The 18412-nt window shown below is 60.5% G+C and carries 16 protein-coding genes; 1 reads left to right on the forward strand and 15 read right to left on the reverse strand.

Annotated features, from left to right (window positions below; genetic code table 11):
- Together lnt and HMPREF1267_RS06700 are read right to left on the reverse strand one after the other, a co-directional pair.
- Window positions 1–1518, reverse strand: a complete 1518-nt coding sequence (gene lnt / locus HMPREF1267_RS06695) for an apolipoprotein N-acyltransferase (RefSeq protein WP_023028809.1) — start codon at window positions 1516–1518, stop codon at window positions 1–3.
- Window positions 1519–2121: an FxsA family protein gene (locus tag HMPREF1267_RS06700; RefSeq protein ID WP_023028810.1), complete on the reverse strand. Its 603-nt coding sequence runs from the start codon at window positions 2119–2121 to the stop codon at window positions 1519–1521.
- A gap of 64 nt (window positions 2122–2185) precedes the next feature.
- Here HMPREF1267_RS06700 and HMPREF1267_RS06705 point away from each other — a divergent pair, with 64 nt between their 5' ends.
- Window positions 2186–2998 (forward strand): precorrin-3B synthase, encoded by an 813-nt coding sequence (locus tag HMPREF1267_RS06705; protein WP_232215122.1) that lies wholly within the window; start codon window positions 2186–2188, stop codon window positions 2996–2998.
- On the opposite strand, the gene HMPREF1267_RS06710 is transcribed toward HMPREF1267_RS06705, so the two are convergent.
- From HMPREF1267_RS06710 to HMPREF1267_RS06770, 13 genes are all read right to left on the reverse strand, one after another.
- On the reverse strand, window positions 2995–3741 hold the full coding sequence (locus HMPREF1267_RS06710) for an SDR family oxidoreductase (protein WP_023028812.1): 747 nt from the start codon (window positions 3739–3741) through the stop codon (window positions 2995–2997). The genes HMPREF1267_RS06705 and HMPREF1267_RS06710 overlap by 4 nt on opposite strands.
- A complete protein-coding gene (locus HMPREF1267_RS06715; protein WP_023017502.1) occupies window positions 3742–4863 on the reverse strand; it encodes a Xaa-Pro peptidase family protein in 1122 nt (373 codons plus the stop codon).
- A 34-nt stretch (window positions 4864–4897) separates the two neighbouring features.
- The gene (locus HMPREF1267_RS06720; protein ID WP_023017501.1) at window positions 4898–7714 is read right to left on the reverse strand and encodes an RNA helicase; all 2817 of its coding nucleotides are present in this window, start codon (window positions 7712–7714) and stop codon (window positions 4898–4900) included.
- Window positions 7715–7735: 21 nt separating this feature from the next.
- Complete coding sequence (gene tatC / locus HMPREF1267_RS06725; protein WP_369707511.1) at window positions 7736–8845, reverse strand: twin-arginine translocase subunit TatC; 1110 nt, start codon at window positions 8843–8845, stop codon at window positions 7736–7738.
- A 124-nt stretch (window positions 8846–8969) separates the two neighbouring features.
- Window positions 8970–9239 (reverse strand): Sec-independent protein translocase subunit TatA, encoded by a 270-nt coding sequence (tatA, locus tag HMPREF1267_RS06730; protein WP_005279210.1) that lies wholly within the window; start codon window positions 9237–9239, stop codon window positions 8970–8972.
- 114 nt (window positions 9240–9353) lie between these two features.
- Window positions 9354–10307 (reverse strand): YafY family protein, encoded by a 954-nt coding sequence (locus tag HMPREF1267_RS06735; protein ID WP_023017499.1) that lies wholly within the window; start codon window positions 10305–10307, stop codon window positions 9354–9356.
- Window positions 10308–10311: 4 nt separating this feature from the next.
- Window positions 10312–11298 (reverse strand): YafY family protein, encoded by a 987-nt coding sequence (locus tag HMPREF1267_RS06740; protein ID WP_023028813.1) that lies wholly within the window; start codon window positions 11296–11298, stop codon window positions 10312–10314.
- Between the two features lie 35 nt (window positions 11299–11333).
- Window positions 11334–12713 (reverse strand): Pup--protein ligase, encoded by a 1380-nt coding sequence (gene pafA, locus HMPREF1267_RS06745; protein WP_042404059.1) that lies wholly within the window; start codon window positions 12711–12713, stop codon window positions 11334–11336.
- Window positions 12714–12751: 38 nt separating this feature from the next.
- Window positions 12752–12943, reverse strand: a complete 192-nt coding sequence (locus HMPREF1267_RS06750; protein ID WP_005279201.1) for a ubiquitin-like protein Pup — start codon at window positions 12941–12943, stop codon at window positions 12752–12754.
- A 31-nt stretch (window positions 12944–12974) separates the two neighbouring features.
- Window positions 12975–14519, reverse strand: a complete 1545-nt coding sequence (gene dop, locus HMPREF1267_RS06755) for a depupylase/deamidase Dop (protein WP_005279199.1) — start codon at window positions 14517–14519, stop codon at window positions 12975–12977.
- Complete coding sequence (gene arc / locus HMPREF1267_RS06760) at window positions 14504–16084, reverse strand: proteasome ATPase (protein ID WP_023017496.1); 1581 nt, start codon at window positions 16082–16084, stop codon at window positions 14504–14506. Before arc ends, dop begins: the two co-directional genes overlap by 16 nt.
- Before the next feature lie 82 nt (window positions 16085–16166).
- Window positions 16167–17003, reverse strand: a complete 837-nt coding sequence (locus HMPREF1267_RS06765; RefSeq protein WP_005279195.1) for a tRNA (adenine-N1)-methyltransferase — start codon at window positions 17001–17003, stop codon at window positions 16167–16169.
- A gap of 28 nt (window positions 17004–17031) precedes the next feature.
- Window positions 17032–18285 carry a M18 family aminopeptidase gene (locus tag HMPREF1267_RS06770; RefSeq protein WP_023017495.1) on the reverse strand — a complete coding sequence of 418 codons (1254 nt, stop codon included), beginning with the start codon at window positions 18283–18285 and terminating at the stop codon, window positions 17032–17034.
- Window positions 18286–18412 lie beyond the last annotated feature (127 nt).

Raw genomic sequence — 18412 nt, forward strand, 5'->3', positions numbered from 1 at the left:
CTACTTTTCTTTAGCGCCGACACCGCGAGGTGTACGACCCAATCGGTTGGTACGCACGGCAATGAGTGCGCAGACGGTACCAATAATAACCATCAGCCACTGCATGAGCGAACCGTAGCGCACCGAAAACGTTTCACCGGATTTCAGCGGCAGGCTTTCTACCAGTGCCGCGGGCTCAAAGAGCTCCGTGGATTGGCTTACGCTGCCGTCTGGGTGCACGAGTGCGGAGACCCCGGAGGTGGCTGCAACCACGACGGCGCGGTCGGTTTCAAGAGCGCGCAGCCTGCTCATGGCCAGCTGCTGGTACGTCATATCGGAAAAGCCGAACGTTGCGTTATTGGTTGGCGTCGTCAGAATCTTCGCACCGTTTTTGACTGACTCGTGGAAGGCGTTATCGAAGGAGACCTCGTAGCAGGTCGCCACACCTACCGCGACGGAATTCATGGAGACCACACCGGGCCCGTCCCCTGCCTTGAAATCCCCGGCGAGGTCGACGTAGTCCGAGAAATGCGCAAAGAAATCCCGCATGGGCATTGTCTCACCAAACGGCTGCAGATACTTCTTATGGTGGTGATCGCCCACACCATGGCCAGGGGTAAAGACTTGCATGGTATTGCGCGCGCCCACCTCATCGCGGGTGGCGGTGCCAACCAGCACTGGCGCGTCAATGGCATCGACGGCCCCGCTAATGGCTTGGGCCGCCTCGCCGTCGCGGAAAGGATCGATATCGGAAGAATTTTCCGGCCAGATCACCAGATCTATATCGTCTTCGCGGCGGGCTAGCTTCTCCGTTTCCTGGACGTGGTTATTCAGCACCGCCCGCCGTTGCCCGGCGAAATCTAAACCGCTGCGTGGCACGTTACCTTGGATAGCCGCCACCTTGGTATCGCCAACCTTGGTATCTGAGGGATCGATGCCGTGCCCAGTCGCGAGTCCCGCAATGAGCGGGAGGATAAGTGCGGCGCCAGCGGCCACCTTTACCCGCCCGCCGCGCAGCAACAAGCCGGCCAGGCCGCAAGCGCTCAATGCCGTTGCCACCGTAATCAGCGAGGTCCCACCCCACGGGGCGAGGTTGGCTAGGGGCCCTTCAATTTGTCCCCACGCCAGTTTGACCCAAGGGAAACCGCCAAAGGGCACCGAGGAACGCAGGACCTCAACGGCGAGGTATACGAAGGGAAAGACCAAAAATCCGTATCGCCACCGCGCCACAGCGGCCCCGAAGATACCTAAAAGGACCGCATATACCGAAAGCCAGATAGCAAGCGCCGCATAGGGCACGGTCCCAACCAACTCGCCAATCCAGGGCAGGCTCAGCAGGTACAAGACCAGGCCGTGCGTTACCGCCAAAAGGGAACTTGTAGACCCGCGAACCTGTCGCTCACGCCACGGCATCAGGCTCACATACAGCAGGGCGATGCCAATAATCGCGCCCCACCACCAGCCACGCGGCTCAACGGCGGTAAAGGTCAGCGCACCAGACATGCCCGCTATGACGAGGCGGGCGAAAAATACCGCCACTTATTTTCCACCCTGTGAGTTATCGTCGCCTCCGCGGGGACCGAAGTCATCAGGATCCAGGTTCTCGGACCAGTTGCGCAGCTCTTCCTCATCGATTACCTCGTGGGAGTCGCTCTGACCAGAGGACTGGCCAAAGGATTGCCCCGCTGCTTGCCCAAAGGAACCAAAGTTGCCATAGCTATCGTGCTGTTGCGCCATGGGCGATGCCTCGTAAATGCGCACACCCATCCTCTCCACCTTGCGGTAGATGGATACGGCCATAAACTTTCGAAACAGCGACCGCGTTGGGGCGAAGATGAGCAGAATCCCCAGAAAACTGGTCAAGAACCCAGGCAGGGACAGCAACATGCCACCGGCCAAGGTCAAGCCCACGTTGCCGGCGGTTTTTCCTACGTTGTCATCGCGCACGTAGTAGGTCCCGTCACCGGCCTGCTCTACCTGTTTACCCATCAGCCGGCGCACCTCAATGCCGGCGATGGACATGCCAAAGAACATCGTGATGAACAGGGCAATGAGCGCCCAAAAGACGCCAATCCACTCGGCGACGGCCCAGAACGCTAAGGTTTCCGCCAGCATATAGAGGACGAGATATAAAATCGGCATAGCTTCCAGTTTAACGAGGATTGCTGACGATATGCTGGCAACACTCAGGCTACACTGGCAAGCTATGCATTACCCCGAATTTTTCCAGCACCCCGAGTCCGGCACTTGCCTGCGCCTGCACGTTGTGGGCGGATTTACCAGCCCCAATGATTGGATCCATTTGGGTTATTGCGCGGCGCACTGGGCCGATGGCAGCGTCTACATTCGCCCCAATTCCGCCATCGAGTTGCGGGGAGTTACAGACAAGGCCCAGCTTGTGGCGGAGCTGGATAAATTAGAGTTGCAGAGCTTCCACATTCCCGTGCTGGCCTCTCCCCTTTCTGCCGCGGCGAAGCAGGCCGCGCGCGAGCTGGCCACGCACCTGTATACCGAACAGCCCGGCTTGGAGTCGCTCGCGATTACCACTACCGACGACGATCTCCCGGCTTCTGCCACGCAGGTCAGCATGCGGCTGCTTGACGATGCCACCTTGGATATCATCCAGTCCCCCGCCACCAACAGCCCTTCCGCAGGCCTCTCGCTTGCCGATGCCGCAGCCCACCTCCAACGCCTCGGTGCGCAAAGCACCGAGACGAAGGGCACTGGGGCAAGTGGCGCGGAGCTTAACGCGGAACCAGGGCCGATTGGCTGGCTGGACGAGCACCAGGCAGATGGCGTGGTCGACCTTGGCGCGGGCGTCCACCAAGGCGCCATCCCGGCGCAGTTCGCGCAGCTTATCGGCCAGCTCGAGGTGGCCATCACCGTCACCCCGTGGGGTGGCTTAGTCTTTCACGACATCGCGGAGGGCGATGCCGAGGTCGTCCTCCGCGTGCTCGCCCCGCGCGGTTTCATCTTCGACATCAACTCGCCCCTGTTGCGGGACGGCGAGGCCGACTAACGCGGCATGTGCCGCCACACGGGTCGGGGCACCAACCGCATAACCCATGCCAATGCTTGCAGCGCCTTTGGGATCCACAGGGTGTGGCTGCGCGCCTGACCGCGGCGGTCATCGGTATCTATGCAGGCGACGACGGCATCGGCGACATCGCCTGGCCGCACCGATAGTGGGGCCGGTTTCATTCCTTGGGTCATGGATCCAATGACGAACCCGGGCCGCGCGGTAATCAGCCCGAGCCCGCTGCCGTGCAACCTGTCCGCGAGGCCCTGGCAAAAAGCATCCAGGCCAGCCTTGGTGGAACCGTAGACATAATTGGCGCGGCGGGCCCGCCACCCAGCGATGGAGGAAAAGGCCACGATATGGCCGCGCGGCATCGATTGCGCCGCCACCGTGAGCACGGAGACCTGGGCGGTGTAGTCAATGGTGGCGATCTGTGCCGCGTGGGCAGGATCGGTGTCCGCCCTATCTTGATCCCCCAGGATGCCAAAGGCGACCACGGTAAGTTCAATGGCGCCGACGCGTTCCTTGGCCTCGGCAAAGATTTGGCGGTGCTGGGAAAAGTCCTCCGCGTCAAAGGACAGCTGGTGGACGCTGCGCGCACCAGCGGCCTTTAGCTGGGAGGTAATCTCCTCAAGCCCATGCGTCCCGCGCGCGGCGAGGACGATGTCGTTGCCACGGGCCACGCGCTGGGCGATTTCGCCGCCGATATCGCTGCGCCCGCCCAAGATCAGTACGCCAGCCACTTAGCGCACTTCGCGTTCAACGACGTTGAGGGACTCGTAGCCATCCTTGGTAAGTACCACGATGTCCTCGAGGCGCATGCCCCACTGGCCCTCCAGGTAAATGCCCGGCTCGATGGAAAAGGCCATGCCCTCTTCCAGCGTCAGGTCATTGCCCTCCATGATGAAGGGCTCCTCGTGGGTCGAAAGGCCAATTCCGTGGCCGGTGCGGTGAACGAATTTATCGCCCCAGCCGGCATCGGCAATAGCCTTCCTCGCAACACCGTCGATTTCTTCGGCCGTGCTGCCGGGCTTGGCGGCGGCACGGGCGGCCGCTTGGGCATCGTAAAGCACCGCATAGGCATCCTGGAAGTCCTGCGGCGCCTGGCTGAGATCGCTGCCTACGACGTAGGTGCGGGTGCAATCGGAGTGGTAGCCGGAGGGCAAGGTGCCTCCGAGATCCACGACGACGGGCTCGCCCGCAGCCAGCTTCCGGTCGGAGAAACTGTGGTGCGGATTGGCGCCATTCGGGCCGGAACCCACGATGACGAAGTCAATGATGGAATGCTCTTTGAGGATGAGCTTTTCCAGTTCATGGGCCACCTCGGCCTCGGTGCGGCCGGGCTGCAGGAGCTCGGGAACCTGCGCATGCACGGCGTCGATGGCCTGGCCGGCCTTGCGCAGCTCCGCGATTTCCGCCTCGTCCTTGCGGGTAAACAGCTCCGCGAGCGCGTAGGTGGCAAGAACGTAGTCTGCATCAGATACGAGCCCCTGGAACTGCAAAATATGATCCGCCGTCAGGGATTGGCCCAGCGCGACCTTCTTGATCGACGCAGCACCCTGGAGGGCGAGTTCGTAGGGATTATCGCCGTCATTCCACCCGCGCAGCTCCACATCGAGCTTGCCGACGGGCGCCGATTTAATATCCGTAATATCCGTATTCGGCGAGACGATCCACGGCGTGCCGCTTTGGGGAACGGCCAGCACCGTCAGGCGCTCGTGGGACGATACCCACGAACCGGTCAAGTAGGCGAAATCGGGGCCGGTGCCAATCAGCAAAAGGTCAATGCCCTGCTGGGCGGCCGCTTCTTGTGCGGCCGCGAGCCGGCGGGAATATACTTCGGGAGAAAAAGCCTGAGTAGTCATGCCCTCAGTCTACTAGTCAGTAGGACGAGCTAGCTTAAGCCCCGATCGCGACGACCCCGCGTTGGATGGCATCGATTGCGCGGCGCGCGTTGCGCTGGATCTGGCCATCGTAGCCAGTTTTGGCGATTTGCTGCAGGAGGTCCACAACTTGGCGGCACCACCGCACGAAATCACCGGGGGTAAGCTCCGCGCCCGCTTCATTGGCCGCCGCCATGCAATAGCCCAAGGGCGCACCCGCTGACCACTGGTGAATCGCCAGCGCAAATCCGGCTTCCGGCTCGCGCGTTGGGGGCAGGCGGTGGCGCCGTTCATCCGCGCTGAGCTCGGTATAGATGCGCCAGGTCGCATTCATGGCATCGGCCATGCGGTCCGTAGCTGCCTCCGGCTGGCCACCAGTGGCCTTCCTATTTTCAAAGCAGCACAGGGAAGCAACGCCGGCCAATTCCGCCGGATCCAGCTCATCCCAAATGCCGCGCTTCAAGCACTGGGCAACGAGCAGATCGGATTCGCTATGAATCTTGGCCAGGCGCTCGCCTTCCTCAGTGATGACCGGCGTGCGATCGCTGCCCGCGCCAGAGGACTCGACATAGTCCATCTCCGCGAGCAGATCCACGATGCGTTCAAAGGTGCGGCCCAGCGTATCGGTCGCCTTATTCACCTTGGCCTGCAGCTTTTCGAGGTCGCGCTCGCGCCGTGCCAACTTCTGCGCCACGCCAGCCAGTTGCTCCCTATCGGTGGCGGGCCACTCGTGTGCAGGGTGCTCGCGAATGGCATCGCGCAACTCGCCTACCCGCTTATTTGGCCGCAGGCGCGGCTTCGACTTCATCCGCTTCGGGCGGTCAAACTTTTCGCGGCGGAAGAGATCCTGGATGTACTTGGTATTGCGCCGCGGATTCTTCCGTACCGGCTTCGGGATCTTAATGCGGCCCAGCTGAATCGGTGGATTGCTAATCCCGGTGGCATCGATGCGCCCTGACCAGCCGGATTCCGTGGTGACCCACGGGCGTGGATCTTCAGTCTGGTTGGCCGGGGTGACCACTGCGGCAAGGGTGGGCCGTTTCTTCCCGGCAAGCGCGATGACGTCACCTAATTGCAGGCGGGCTAGCACTGCGACCACTTCCTGGGTGCGTTGGTGTTCCTTATCAACCTTGGATTGCTTTTCTTCTGCCGTCAGCTCGCGGCGCAGCCGGATATAATCCATGAGCACCTCGGCGGGATCCTCGCCGTCCTTGGCTGGTGGTGCGAGGGCAGCGACGGCATCGTCAAGCTGCTCCCGCAACTCGCGCACGCGATGCTCCGCCCGTTCAAGTTCACGAGTTTCTTCCACCACGGAGCCATCGGCTTGGAACTGTGCAAAAGACTTTTCTAGCAGCCGCAGCGAGTCTTCAAAACCGAGCATGCCCAGCAGGTTAATGGCCATGTTATAGCCCGGCGCAAACGTGGAAATGAGCGGATACGTGCGCGTCGATGCCAAACCGGCGACAAAACGCGGATCCATAGCAGGAGCCCACTGCACGACCGCGTTGCCCAGGGTATCGATTCCGCGCCGGCCGGCACGCCCGGTTAGCTGCGTGTATTGGCCCGGCGTGAGATCCACGTGCGCTTCGCCATTGAACTTAATCAACTTCTCAAGCACCACCGTGCGAGCGGGCATATTAATGCCCAGGGCAAGGGTTTCGGTAGCGAATACGGCGCGCACCAAACCGCGGACGAAGAGATCTTCTACGATGTGGCGAAACGCCGGGAGCATCCCTGCGTGGTGGGCGGCAAAACCGCGCGAAAGCGCCTCGCGCCACCGACGGAAATCCAAGACCTGCAAGTCCTCCTCTGGGATGCCTTCGACGCCGGCATCGACGATGGCCTTGATCTCTTCTGCTTCCTCTTGCGTCGTCAGCACCATCCTGCTGCGCAGGCACTGATAGAGGGCGCCATCGCAACCGGCGCGGGAAAAGATGAAGGTAATCGCGGGCAGCATATCTTGCGATTGCAGCACCTTGAGCACCTCAGGGCGCCCTAAGGGGCGGTAGCGATCTTGCGGCCGGGAGGAACCAGAACGCCCGCCCGCTTTACCATGAAATTCGCTGCGCCCTCCGCCCTTGTGGCGCGCCCTCGCGCGAAAACCCTTGCCGGATTTATAGTCCGCGCGTCCATCATCGCTATCGCCTGCCTCCAAGCGCTGAATGCGGCGCTCTAACTCAGAATTGACCTGGCCGCCGGATTCCGGCTCAAAGAGCGGATAAATCTTGCGGCCCAACATCATCCATTGATCGAGCGGAACGGGACGGTGTTCGGTCACAATGACCGAGGTATCACCCCGGACCGTAGCGAGCCATTCACCGAATTCCTCGGAATTGGACACGGTGGCAGATAGTCCAATGATGGATACGTGGTCCGCCAAGTTCAAGATGACTTCCTCCCAGACCGCACCGCGGGAGGCATCTGCAAGGAAGTGGATTTCATCCATGACCACGTGGGTAAGCCTATCCAGCGCGGGAGAATCCGCGTAGATCATATTCCGCAGCACCTCGGTGGTCATGACGACGATTTCGGCATCGGCGTTGATAGAGACATCGCCAGTGAGCAGACCAACGGCATCATCGCCGTGCTCAGCAACGAGGTCGTGGTATTTCTGGTTGCTCAGCGCCTTAATCGGGGTGGTATAAAAGCACTTCGTGCCGCGGCTTAGTGCCAAAGACACGGCGAACTCGCCAACGACGGTTTTACCTGCGCCGGTAGGGGCGCAAACGAGCACCCCTTGGCCATTTTCTACCGCCTCACACCCCTGCACCTGGAACTCATCCAAGGGGTATGGGAGGCCGGCGGCGAAGGTATCCAGGTGAGTTTCAGTCATATCTCACAAGGCTACCCGTGCTTAAAGCACATCGTCGAAAAAGCCGCCTGCATCGGTAGGCCGGTGCGGCCCCTTGCGATACTCAGCCTGTTGCGAAGCGCTATCCGATGCCCCCTTTTCCCCGCGGACCATCTGCGATGACGCACTAGGTGCCGCGGGCTTTGGCGAGGCATACACTCCCGAGGGGGCATCGACAGGCGCGGGCCCGCCTACGCCCGTGGGGCCCTCATCAAGCGCGGACGCGGATTCATCATCGAGATCCATCCATGCAGGGCGCTCACGGTTCTGACGTTTATCGTGAACGCGGCAGAACTGGAATGCAATCTCAATAAGCAATAAGAGGCAGGCGGACAAGACCACCATCGTGAAGGGATCTTGGCCCGGAGTCACGAAGGCGGCGAAGATCATCACGGCGACGATGATAATGCGGCGCTTGTCCTTGACGTGGTTATATTCCAAGACGCCAATAAGGTTGAGCGAGACGATCAACAGCGGAATCTCGAAGCTGATGCCGAAGATGAGCAAGAGCGCCAAGAGGAAGTAGAAGTATCGCTCACCGGTTAATGCTGCTGTTTGATACTCGGCGCCGATGCCGATGAGGAATTCTAGGCCCACGGACAAGATGAAGTAGGCCAAGATGGCGCCCACCAAGAACAGGAAGACGGCCACAGCGACGAAGCTTAAGGTATAGCGGCGCTCATTCTTATGCAGCCCAGGGACGATGAATGCCCACACCTGGTAGAGCCAGACCGGGGATGAAAGCACCGTGCCTGCCAAGGTGCCGACCTTCAGGCGCAAAATCAGCATCTCGAAGGGGCTGGTGGCAAGCAACCGACACTCGCCGTCGTTATTGAAATTGGCCCGCTTATCTTCCGGCAAAGAGCAATACGGTTCGCGCAGGATTTCTCCCAGCGGCGGAATCCGGAAGGGCGCCTGCTGGTACCAAATGAAACCGATGATCGCGCCGATGACCAAGGCCAGCAAGGAGATGATGATCCTTCGCCGCAGCTCTTGCAGGTGCTGCACCAAGGTCATCTCGCCCGTAGGGTTCTTGGGCTTGCGTGAAAAACCTCGCCGCTTGCGGCGCACGCGGGTTCCTGGTTCGCCGGCAGGGTGGGACTGTGAGGACATCAATTTGGCTCTTTCAACGCACAAGAGCGAACACTACCCTGCCCACTCGATTTCTGAGGGCCGGTCTCCGACACGGCCGACGAGTGCATAGGCAGAGCGTGTTCGCCTTTTTAGCTGGCAGGCGTTAATTCTGAGAGGAAGAGTTTCCCTGCTGGTGGCCAGGTTGCATATCCGGGCGGTTCCAGAACTCCTCATCGGACTGCTGGCGCTTCTGGCTCAATTGAGCTTGCGCCTCAGAGCGCTTGGAGTCCTCCGATTGCATTTCATTGACCTCGGATTTGAAAATGCGCATCGAACGGCCCATGGAACGAGCAAGATCGGGCAATTTCTTCGCGCCAAATAGCAAGATGATGACAAGAACAATCAGGCCGATTTCCAATGGTCCTAAGGTCATAAGATCCTCTTTCGGTTCTTCTTTGCCTGCGCCGGGTAGCCGCCGCGGGCGCTCCCTTCGCGGGGAATAGTCGCGGGGCACGTGTAAGACGCATGTGCGTGCAGTAACTGAAAATTAAGTATAGCCCTTCAACGCGGCATTCCCGCGTTCCGCAATGAGATTCACGATAGATTGCGGGGCTATAACGCGTAACCTATCTGCCTGACCGAGGGCGAAACGAACCACCCAATCTACCGAACCCACCTGCATTGTCGCAGCTATGGTGCCGTTTTCTAGGCGTTTTCCTAGTTGCATGTCGTAGTATTCTGCCAACCAGGTGAATTCTTCGCGGATGGCTAATTCCACGGAATCCGCCGTACCTAAATTAAAGGGTGCCGCAGCGTCGAAATCCAACTCCTTGAGACGCGGATGAGCGGTTTCCTCGGTCAATTCGGCATGCTTGATGCGGTCGATGCGGAAGGTCCTGTGCCCCTGCTTTTCTTCCTCCCACGCCGCGAGATAAGGCTCCGCATCCACGATGAAGATCCGGGCCGGATCAACTAGGCGCTCGGTTTCCTTATTAGATGAAGCACTCCAATAGCGCATCCGGATGCGCCGTTTTTCATTGAGCCCGCGGTTTAAGGTTGCCTGGATATCGAATTCTTGCGGGTCCACCGTCGATAATGTGTCATAAATGCTCAGCGTGCGCTCATCCATAATGGAGCGCAATTTTTCCGCGGCCGACTTAATCGCTCTGGCATCCAGCAGCCCGGGCATAGCCTCGAGGGATTCTAGGGTAAGCAGGAGTGCGCCGGCCTCGGTTGGGGTAAGCCGCAATGCTTGTCCGAGACCTTGGTCGTTGTAGATGGTGACCCCATCGCGGTAACTGAAAGAGAGATCGATGAGCTCCTCGGTATTGCGGCCGGTCCCAGAGCAAAATAGCCGGTCCACGGCATCTTTGAGCTCTCCTGGGTCCATCCCCAAATCCGCGGCTGCCTCCATCGGGGTTTTATCCGGATGGTTTTGAAAATATGGGATGAGGTTGAGCGACCGGACGAGCGCCTGCAGTTTATGAGATCCATCGGCCATTGGTTTACTCAGCTCCGTTGTGGTTGGCGGCTGTGCGCAATAGGTTAATGATGTCAGTGCGCACCTCAGGGGGATCGAGCACTTTTACTTCTGGGGCATAGCCCGCTGCGGTGCGCACCAACCAATCTTTTTGGACCCCGGTCAGCACTACGGTGCCTTCGGCGGTGCGCTCCCCCGCGCTTTCTAGCTCTTGGGCTTGACCTTCAGGGATATGCAGGGTCGCGTCCACCTTTTCGCCGCGTTGTAGTGCTTCTTTGACGAGCTTGTCGATGTCCACCGTCGGCTCGATATACTCAGCCGGCTGGTGGGACCTTTTGATATCGGAAAGCCTTAAGGCCCGGAAGACGCGCGGGGCGGCGCGGTCCACATCAAAGCCAACGATATAAATGCGGCTCTGGTGGTTGACCACTCCCCAGGGATCCATGGTCCGGCGCACGGTCTCTGCTGCCGGGTGGGGGCGGTAGGCAAAGGTAATGCGGACTTTATTTCGCACGGCGGCGAGGACGAAGGTGATGACCTCGGGGGCAAGGCGGGTGATGTCATTGACCGCGGTATAGACGGGCGCGCCCTCCAGGTTGCGAGAAGCGCCCGAGGCGGCGATCTTGGTCCACCCGGACAGGGAGAAATCGCTCAATCCACCAGGGGTTCCCACTCCCCCTGCGATGCCAAGCACCATCGCTTCTTCCGGTGAAAATTCCACCGGCGGGAGCTGATAATTGCTTTGGTCGAGGCGGTATGAGGCCCCGTCTTCCCCACCGGTGTGCACGATGGGGACTCCGGCGCGTTGCAAGGTGGCGATATCGCGTGCCAGCGCCTTGGTAAAAGCCTCGTCGGATTTATCGCTATAGCCTGCGACGTGGCTGCGGATCCAGGCTGCAGAGCGGTCCGGTGAACCACCCGAATTCGCCACTCCTTGCAGCGCAAAGGATAGGTTGGTGAGCCTTTCTACCGCCGCATCCTGCCGGCTCGGCGTGGATCGTGATGCCACCACGTTGTCTACTCTCCCCAGTGCTCAATGTGCACGCCCTAGGCGTGATTATCGTGCATATAGTCTAGCAATGCCTCAACGCGCGGATCTGTGGACGCGAAGGGATCGAGCAGTTCCTCGGTGCGCGGTTCTGGGCGGTTGACCTTCAGCCGCGTCCAATCCACGGTCACGTGCGCGCCGCATTCTTCGGCCGCAGCAAGGAACTTTCCGCGCAGCGCCGCGCGCGTAGTCGGCGGTGCGCTGGTTACCGCACGCTCGATGTCTTCATCTTCAATCCAACGCTCAATCATTCCGCGGCGAAGCAGCACGTCGTACAGTCCTCGCCTTGGCCGGATATCGTGATAGGTCATATCAACCTGCGTCAGCTTCGGATGCGCCCAGTCACCGCCCAAACGGGAGCGGTAGCGCTCGAGCAGCTCGAGCTTGATCACCCAATCAATCTCGCGGTTCACGCCGGAGAAATCTCCGGTCTCGATGGCGCGCAGGATGCGCTCCCACAGGTCAACGACGCGCTCCAATTCCGCCGTGGGCGTGCCGGCGTCTTCGCGGTGAGCAAGCCAATCGCGGGCCCGCGCGCAAAGCTGCTGCTGGACCTCCAAGGCTGTAATGGTTCCCCCGCTAACAAGCGGCAACGGTGTTGAGCCGGTCACATCGCGCGCAATGGAGCGAATGTGGTGGATTGGATCTGCGATCTCGAGCTCGGGTAGCTCGAAGCCTGCCTCCAGCATCTCTAACATGAGCAGGGTGGAGCCGACCTTTAGTGCGATGGTGGGCTCTGCCATATTGGAATCGCCGACGATGATGTGCATGCGGCGGAAGCGCTTGGAATCCCCATGCGGCTCATCGCGGGTATTGATGATGGGCCGGGAACGGGTGGTCGCGGACGATACGCCCTCCCATACCTGATCGGCGCGCTGGGATAAGAGGAATTGCGCGGGGTGATCGCCCTTGGCAGGCTGTACCATTCCCGCCCCGCAGATAAGTTGGCGGGTAATCAAGAACGGCAAGAGCGCCACGCCCAGGTCTTTGAGCACCATGTGCCGGCTAATGAGGTAATTCTCGTGGCAGCCAAAGGAGTGCCCGGCGGAATCGACGTTGTTCTTAAAAAGGTAGACCGCGCGCTCGTTTCCTTCTTCAGCCAAAGCGTCTTCTGCCTGCAGGGCTAGGCGGTTCATCACGCGGTCACCGGCGCATTCATGGGCGATGAGCTGGCTGAGGCTATCGCATTCGGCGGTGGCTACCTCAGGGTGCGAGCCGACGTCGAGGTACAGGCGGCTGGCATTGATGGCAAAGATATTGGACGAGGCGTACTTTTCCACGATCGGCCGAAAGAGCACGCGCGCAACCTCATCCGGACTTAATGCCCGCTGGCTCTTCGGCGTCGCGGTGGACAGGCCGTACTCGGTTTCGATGCCCATGATCCGCCGGGCAAAAACGGGACGGGTGGATTCCACGCCTACTGTCCGCCCTTTTGGACGTACGAGCGGACGAATTCTTCCGCGTTATTTTCTAGCAGGCCATCGATCTCATCCAAGAGATCATCGGTGCCAGAGGTGTTGATATTGAGCTGGGTAGCGGTAAATTCTTCCTCTGACTCGGGGCCATTTCCCCCATTATTGCTAGAAACCTGGCGATTCGAAGTGGACACGGTGTCATCCTTTCGTCATATTAGGTGATCATTACTTACGATACTCGGGCTGGATGCCGATGGCAGCAAGCCCTTCAAGTAACTCCTCTACGCTGCTGGCGCCCTCGATAATGCCTTCGCAGTCCGCGCGGGTAAGGCCGCGGGTATCATCCATGGCCACGGTGGCCCAGACGCCATTGCGGGAGCGCCCGTCCGTAGCACCACGGCGCAGGGTGAGGCTTTGCCAACTGGCGGCGATGATGTCTTCGCCGAATTTCTGCGTTATGCGCCCGCGGAAATATGCTCGGGTGTCGGCGGGCGGCTCGGCCGCAGCGTGGTGTAGGTCTTCAGCGGTAAAGAGCTGGCGCATCTGCCCCTTGCGCACCAGCGCATGGTGCAGCGACTTCTCGGGATCGATTTCCGCGTATTGCAGGTCGATCAGGCGCAGCTTGGGATCATCTGGGGCGATGCCGCGGTCGAGGTAGCTCTTGATCAACCGGTACTTGGCCACCCAATCTAGGAGGTGGGCGGCCTTGAGGGGGTCATCGGCAAGCAGCTCTACTGCCTCGTCCCAGGCCGCCAGCACCTTGTGGTCGGCGGAAGTCTCCGGCTGCAGGCGGCGACGGTATTCGGCGAGCAGCTCGAGGGCGGTGAGCGTGCGGCCATCGGCAAGCGTGAGCCGGTGGCGCAATTCAAGGTCGCGGCTTACCAGGGGGACCTCCGCGACGGCATCGGCCAAGCGCAGGTCGCTAAAGTCCGTGCCCGCCTCAATGGCATCGAGCACCAGCGAGGTCATGCCCAATTTCAGCAGCGTCGAGGTCTGCGACATATTCGCATCGCCGATGATGACGTGCAGGCGGCCGAAGTCATCGTGGATGGCATGGGGCTCGTCGCGGGTATTGATAATGCCGCGGTTGAGGGTGGTTTCCAGGGAGATTTCCTGCTCAATATAATCCGCGCGCTGGGAAATCTGGAACCCCGGTTCCTCTCCAAACTCCCCGCGCCCCATGCGCCCAGCACCAATGACGACCTGCCGGGCCACGAAGAAGGGAATCAGCGCCTGGGCCATGACCGAAAAATCGGTGCTGCGAGCATACTGATAGTTCTCATGCGAACCGTAGCTGGCGCCCTTGCCATCGACGTTATTCTTGTACAACCGCAGCGGCGGGCACGGCTGCCGGTCCGCCAAGACGGAGTTTCCCTGTGCCGTCAGCTCCGCCACAGCATCCCGGGCCTGCAGCAACGTGTGATCGCCGGCGGCGTCATAGAGCGTCGCGTCCCAAGCATTCGTGCACTCCGGAGCGGAATATTCGGGGTGGGCATGGTCCACATAGAACCGCGCCCCGCTCGGGGTGACAACATTGGCCACACCAACCGCATTGGGGTCTACCACGGGCACCGTATCGTAGCGCTTGAGATCAAAACCGCGCGAGTCCCGCAAGGGGTGCTCTTCCGCAAAATCCCAGCGCGAACGCGCGCCCGTATACAGCGCAGCATAGGCCACCACCGCATGGGTCGAGGTAATGATTGGGGAATGCTCCGGCGAATCCGGAGTAGAAATACCGTATTCCGTTTCCGTTCCTAGCACACGGGCCACGTACAGCTCCTTCCACTCAAAAGTTCCACACTGGTCACACGCGATCCGCCGTGATCCGCGGAAACGATCTTGCTCCATTCCTCGGGGTTGGTCGAGGTTGGCATGTATTCCGATTCTTCCTGCTCGGCGGCGATGGCGGTGCGCAGATGCTGCTTGCCGATGCCCCCTTTAACGCCCCCATCGCCTTCCTCCGCGGCGCGCTGCGCACCGTGGTGCGATAACGCCTCCTTGATGGCCAGCTTCTTTGCCCGGGCCAGGATATTGGCGATCATCGCGCCAGAGACGAAATCCCGGTAGTGCAGGACCTGGCGCTGCCCATTGCTAAAGTGCAGCTGTGCAAACGGCCTATCGCTATACAGCTCATCCACGGCATCGCCAATGAGCTCGTCAATATCACCCACATGCGGAATGGACGGATCGAAATGGCGGGCGAAGATCTCGCGCGCGCCGCGCTTGGTGGGGCGATTGATGCGCACCTTCATATCCAGCCGGCCCGGGCGCATGATCGCGGGGTCAATGAGCTCTTCCCGGTTGGTGGCGCCGATGATGACCACATTGCTCAGGCCCTCCACTCCATCGAGTTCCGTGAGCAACTGCGGCACGACGGTGGTTTCCATATCGGATGAGACCCCTGATCCGCGGGTGCGGAAGATAGATTCCATCTCATCAAAGAAGATGACCACGGGGCGATCCGCGCTGGCTTGTGCGAGCTCGCGTGCGCGCTCAAAAATCAACCGAATGCGGCGTTCGGTCTCACCGACGTACTTATTCAGCAGCTCTGGGCCCTTGACGTTAAGGAAGTAGCTGGAGCCGTCTCCGCCCATCTGGGTAGACAAGGAGTTTGCCACCGCCTTGGCAATGAGCGTCTTTCCGCAGCCGGGCGGGCCATAAAGCAACACGCCCTTGGGCGGTTGCAGGCCATATTGGCGGTAGAGCTCGGGGTGGACAAAGGGTAGCTCGACGGAATCGCGGATCTGCGAAATTTGCTCATCCAGACCGCCGATGTCCTCGTAGCGCACATCGGGTACCTCTTCCAGCGAAAGCTGGGAAACCTCTGCTTGATCGACCTTTTCCACGGCCACGGAAGCCTTTGTATCCAGCAGTACTACCTCGCCCGCGCGCACGCTTTCTTGCAGCGCCTGTGCGAGCAGAACAACGCGGTTATCCCCCGCAGAATTAGCCACGACGGCGCGGCGCTGGTCCAAGCGCTCGACCACGGTGGCAAGCTCGCCAGTCCTCGTAGGAGCGCAGCCTTCGACGACCACGAAGCCATCGCCCAGCCGGACCTGTTGGCCCACCTGCAGGCTGCCCGGCTCCACGTTGGGAGAGACCTTGAGCTGCATGACGCGGCCGTTGGTATAGACCTCCGCGGTGGTGCCTACCTCGCTTTGGTGCGGCGAGTAGGCCAAAAAGACCCCATATGTAGAGGCGGGCTCTGCAAGCGCATTGACCTCAGCAAATAACTGCTCGAGCTCGGCGCGCGATTTCTGTAATAGCTCCACCAGCTTTTGGTTGCGCGCAGCAAGCTGGCTGAGTTGCCGCTTATTATCCGTGGCTTCATCCATGCACACCACTTTAACGTGCGAGCAGCTATGAGCGAGGCCACTTTAGTAATTAATTACACCCGTGTACTTAAAACTGTGCACCTTATTTGCGGGCGCGGCGCTGGGGGCGCGGCGGGGTGACGCCATCGGCAAGCCGCCTGGTCCAAATAAGGAATGCGGTATGCGCGTTCATGCGGTGCTCCGGGCGGGTGGCTAGGCCTTCTACCTTCCATTCGCGCACGAGGGATTCCCACGCCTTCGGCTCGGTAAAGCATTGCAGCTCGCGGATGCCCTCCATGACCTTCATCAGCTGCGGGACCGTTGCCACATAGGTCATGAATACGCCGCCGGGGATCAGCAGATCGCGCACGGTCTCCAGGTTCTCCCAGGGCTCAAGCATGTCCAAGATGATGCGGTCGACCGGGCCGCCGAGGTCCTCAGCGGTAACATCGCCTAGATCGCCTAGGCGCGGCGACCACCACTCGGGGCGGGCGCCAAAGTATTCCTCGACGTTATCGACCGCGTACTCCAAGTGATCGTCGCGGATCTCGTAGGAATAGACGTGGCCTTCGGGGCCCACGGCGCGCAGGAGGGACATCGACAAGGCGCCGGAGCCCGCACCAGCCTCCAGCACGCGGGCGCCCATGAAAATATCGCCCTCGACCAAGATTTGCGCGGCGTCCTTGGGATAAATAACGGCGGCGCCCCGCGGCATCGAGAGGACGTGATCCACCATGAGGTGGCGGAAGAGCAGGAAGGACGAGCCCAAGGTGGACTCGATGACGGAACCTTCATCCATCCCCACGATGTCATCGTGGTTGATTATGCCTTTATGGGAATGGAACTGGCCTCCTTCTTTCAAAATGACCGTGTAGTGGCGCCGCTTGGCGTCCGTCAGCTGCACGCGGTCGCCATAGGAAAAGGGGCCAGAATAAGCCATGCCGCAAAACTCCTCGAGGTTGTGGGTACTAACCCTTCAAGTATGCCTCAAGAGCCCGCGAGAGCCATATTTGGTCCTGCTCGCCCACCATCTCGCGCGCGGAGTGCATCGAAAGCATCGGAACGCCCACGTCGACGGTGTCGATACCCAGCCGCGTTGCGGTAATAGGCCCGATGGTCGAGCCACACGGCACATCGTTATTGCCCACGAAACGCTGCACCGGAACCCCAGCCTTGGCACACGCGGTCTCCCACAGCGCAATCGTCTGGGCATCGGAGGCGTAGCGCTGGTTGCCGTTGATCTTGGTCACTGGGCCCTGCCCAATGATCGGCTGGTGGGTGGGGTCGTGCTTATCCGCGTAATTGGGGTGCACCGAATGCGCGGCATCGGCAGACACGCAGCTAGAACGCGCGAACATCTGGAAGCGCTCCTCTTCATTGGCCCCCAGCGCGCGGGCGGTGCGAGTCAGCACATCCTGCAGGATCGGCCCGGCGGCACCATAGCGGGAGCTCGAGCCCACTTCCTCGTGGTCAAAGGCCATCATGACCAAAATATCGGAGCCGTCATAGTCCTGCGCAGCACGTTGCATAGCCTCCAGCGAGGCGTGCACCGAGGACAGGTTATCCATGCGGCCAGCCGCGATGAACTTTTCGCCCGCGCCAAAGACGGCACCCCGGGCGGCATCGGCCGTAATCAGGTTGAAGGAAGCAATATCCTGCTCAGCGATGCCCGCCTGCTCCCCCACCACCTGCAGGATCGACGCCTCTTCATCGCCCACCGTCAGCACCGGCTGCATGTGCTTTTGGCGGTCCGGCTTGAACTCATCCTTGCGGTACAAGTGGATAGCCAGCGAAGGAAGCCGCAGGACTGGCCCCGTATTCACCAGGTGCTGGCGCCCATCCGTGGTCACAACCTGGCCGGCGACGGTAAGTTCGCGGTCAAACCACGTGTGCAGCAAGGCGCCGCCGTAGATTTCTACCGCGACCTGCTGCCAGCCCGCAGCAGAAAAATCGGGCGTGGGCTTAAGCGCCAGGCCCGGCGAATCAGTATGCGAGCCAACGATGCGGAAACCGGAGTTCTTATCGGCGCCTTCCGGCACGTACCACGCGGTAACCGCGCCGCCGCGGACCATGACGTGCCCGCCAGGTGCGGCCGACCAATCCTCGCGCTCATCCTGAATCTGGAAGCCAGATTCTTGCAGCTGGCGCGCTACCTCATGCGCGGCGTGGTACGACGACGGCGAGGCCGCCAGAAAATCAAGGAACTTATCGGTATAACTCATACCTTCTAGCTTGCCACGAAACTATCGGCGATTGGGGTTGCCCGCAAATCGTGGACACGTAGTGGAGCTACCTAGCGGTTAGGCAGCGATTTTTTCTTCGTTTCTGGTTTGGGTGATGTGATTTTCG

This window comes from Corynebacterium sp. KPL1824 (genome assembly GCF_000478095.1).
Lineage (GTDB): Bacteria > Actinomycetota > Actinomycetes > Mycobacteriales > Mycobacteriaceae > Corynebacterium > Corynebacterium accolens.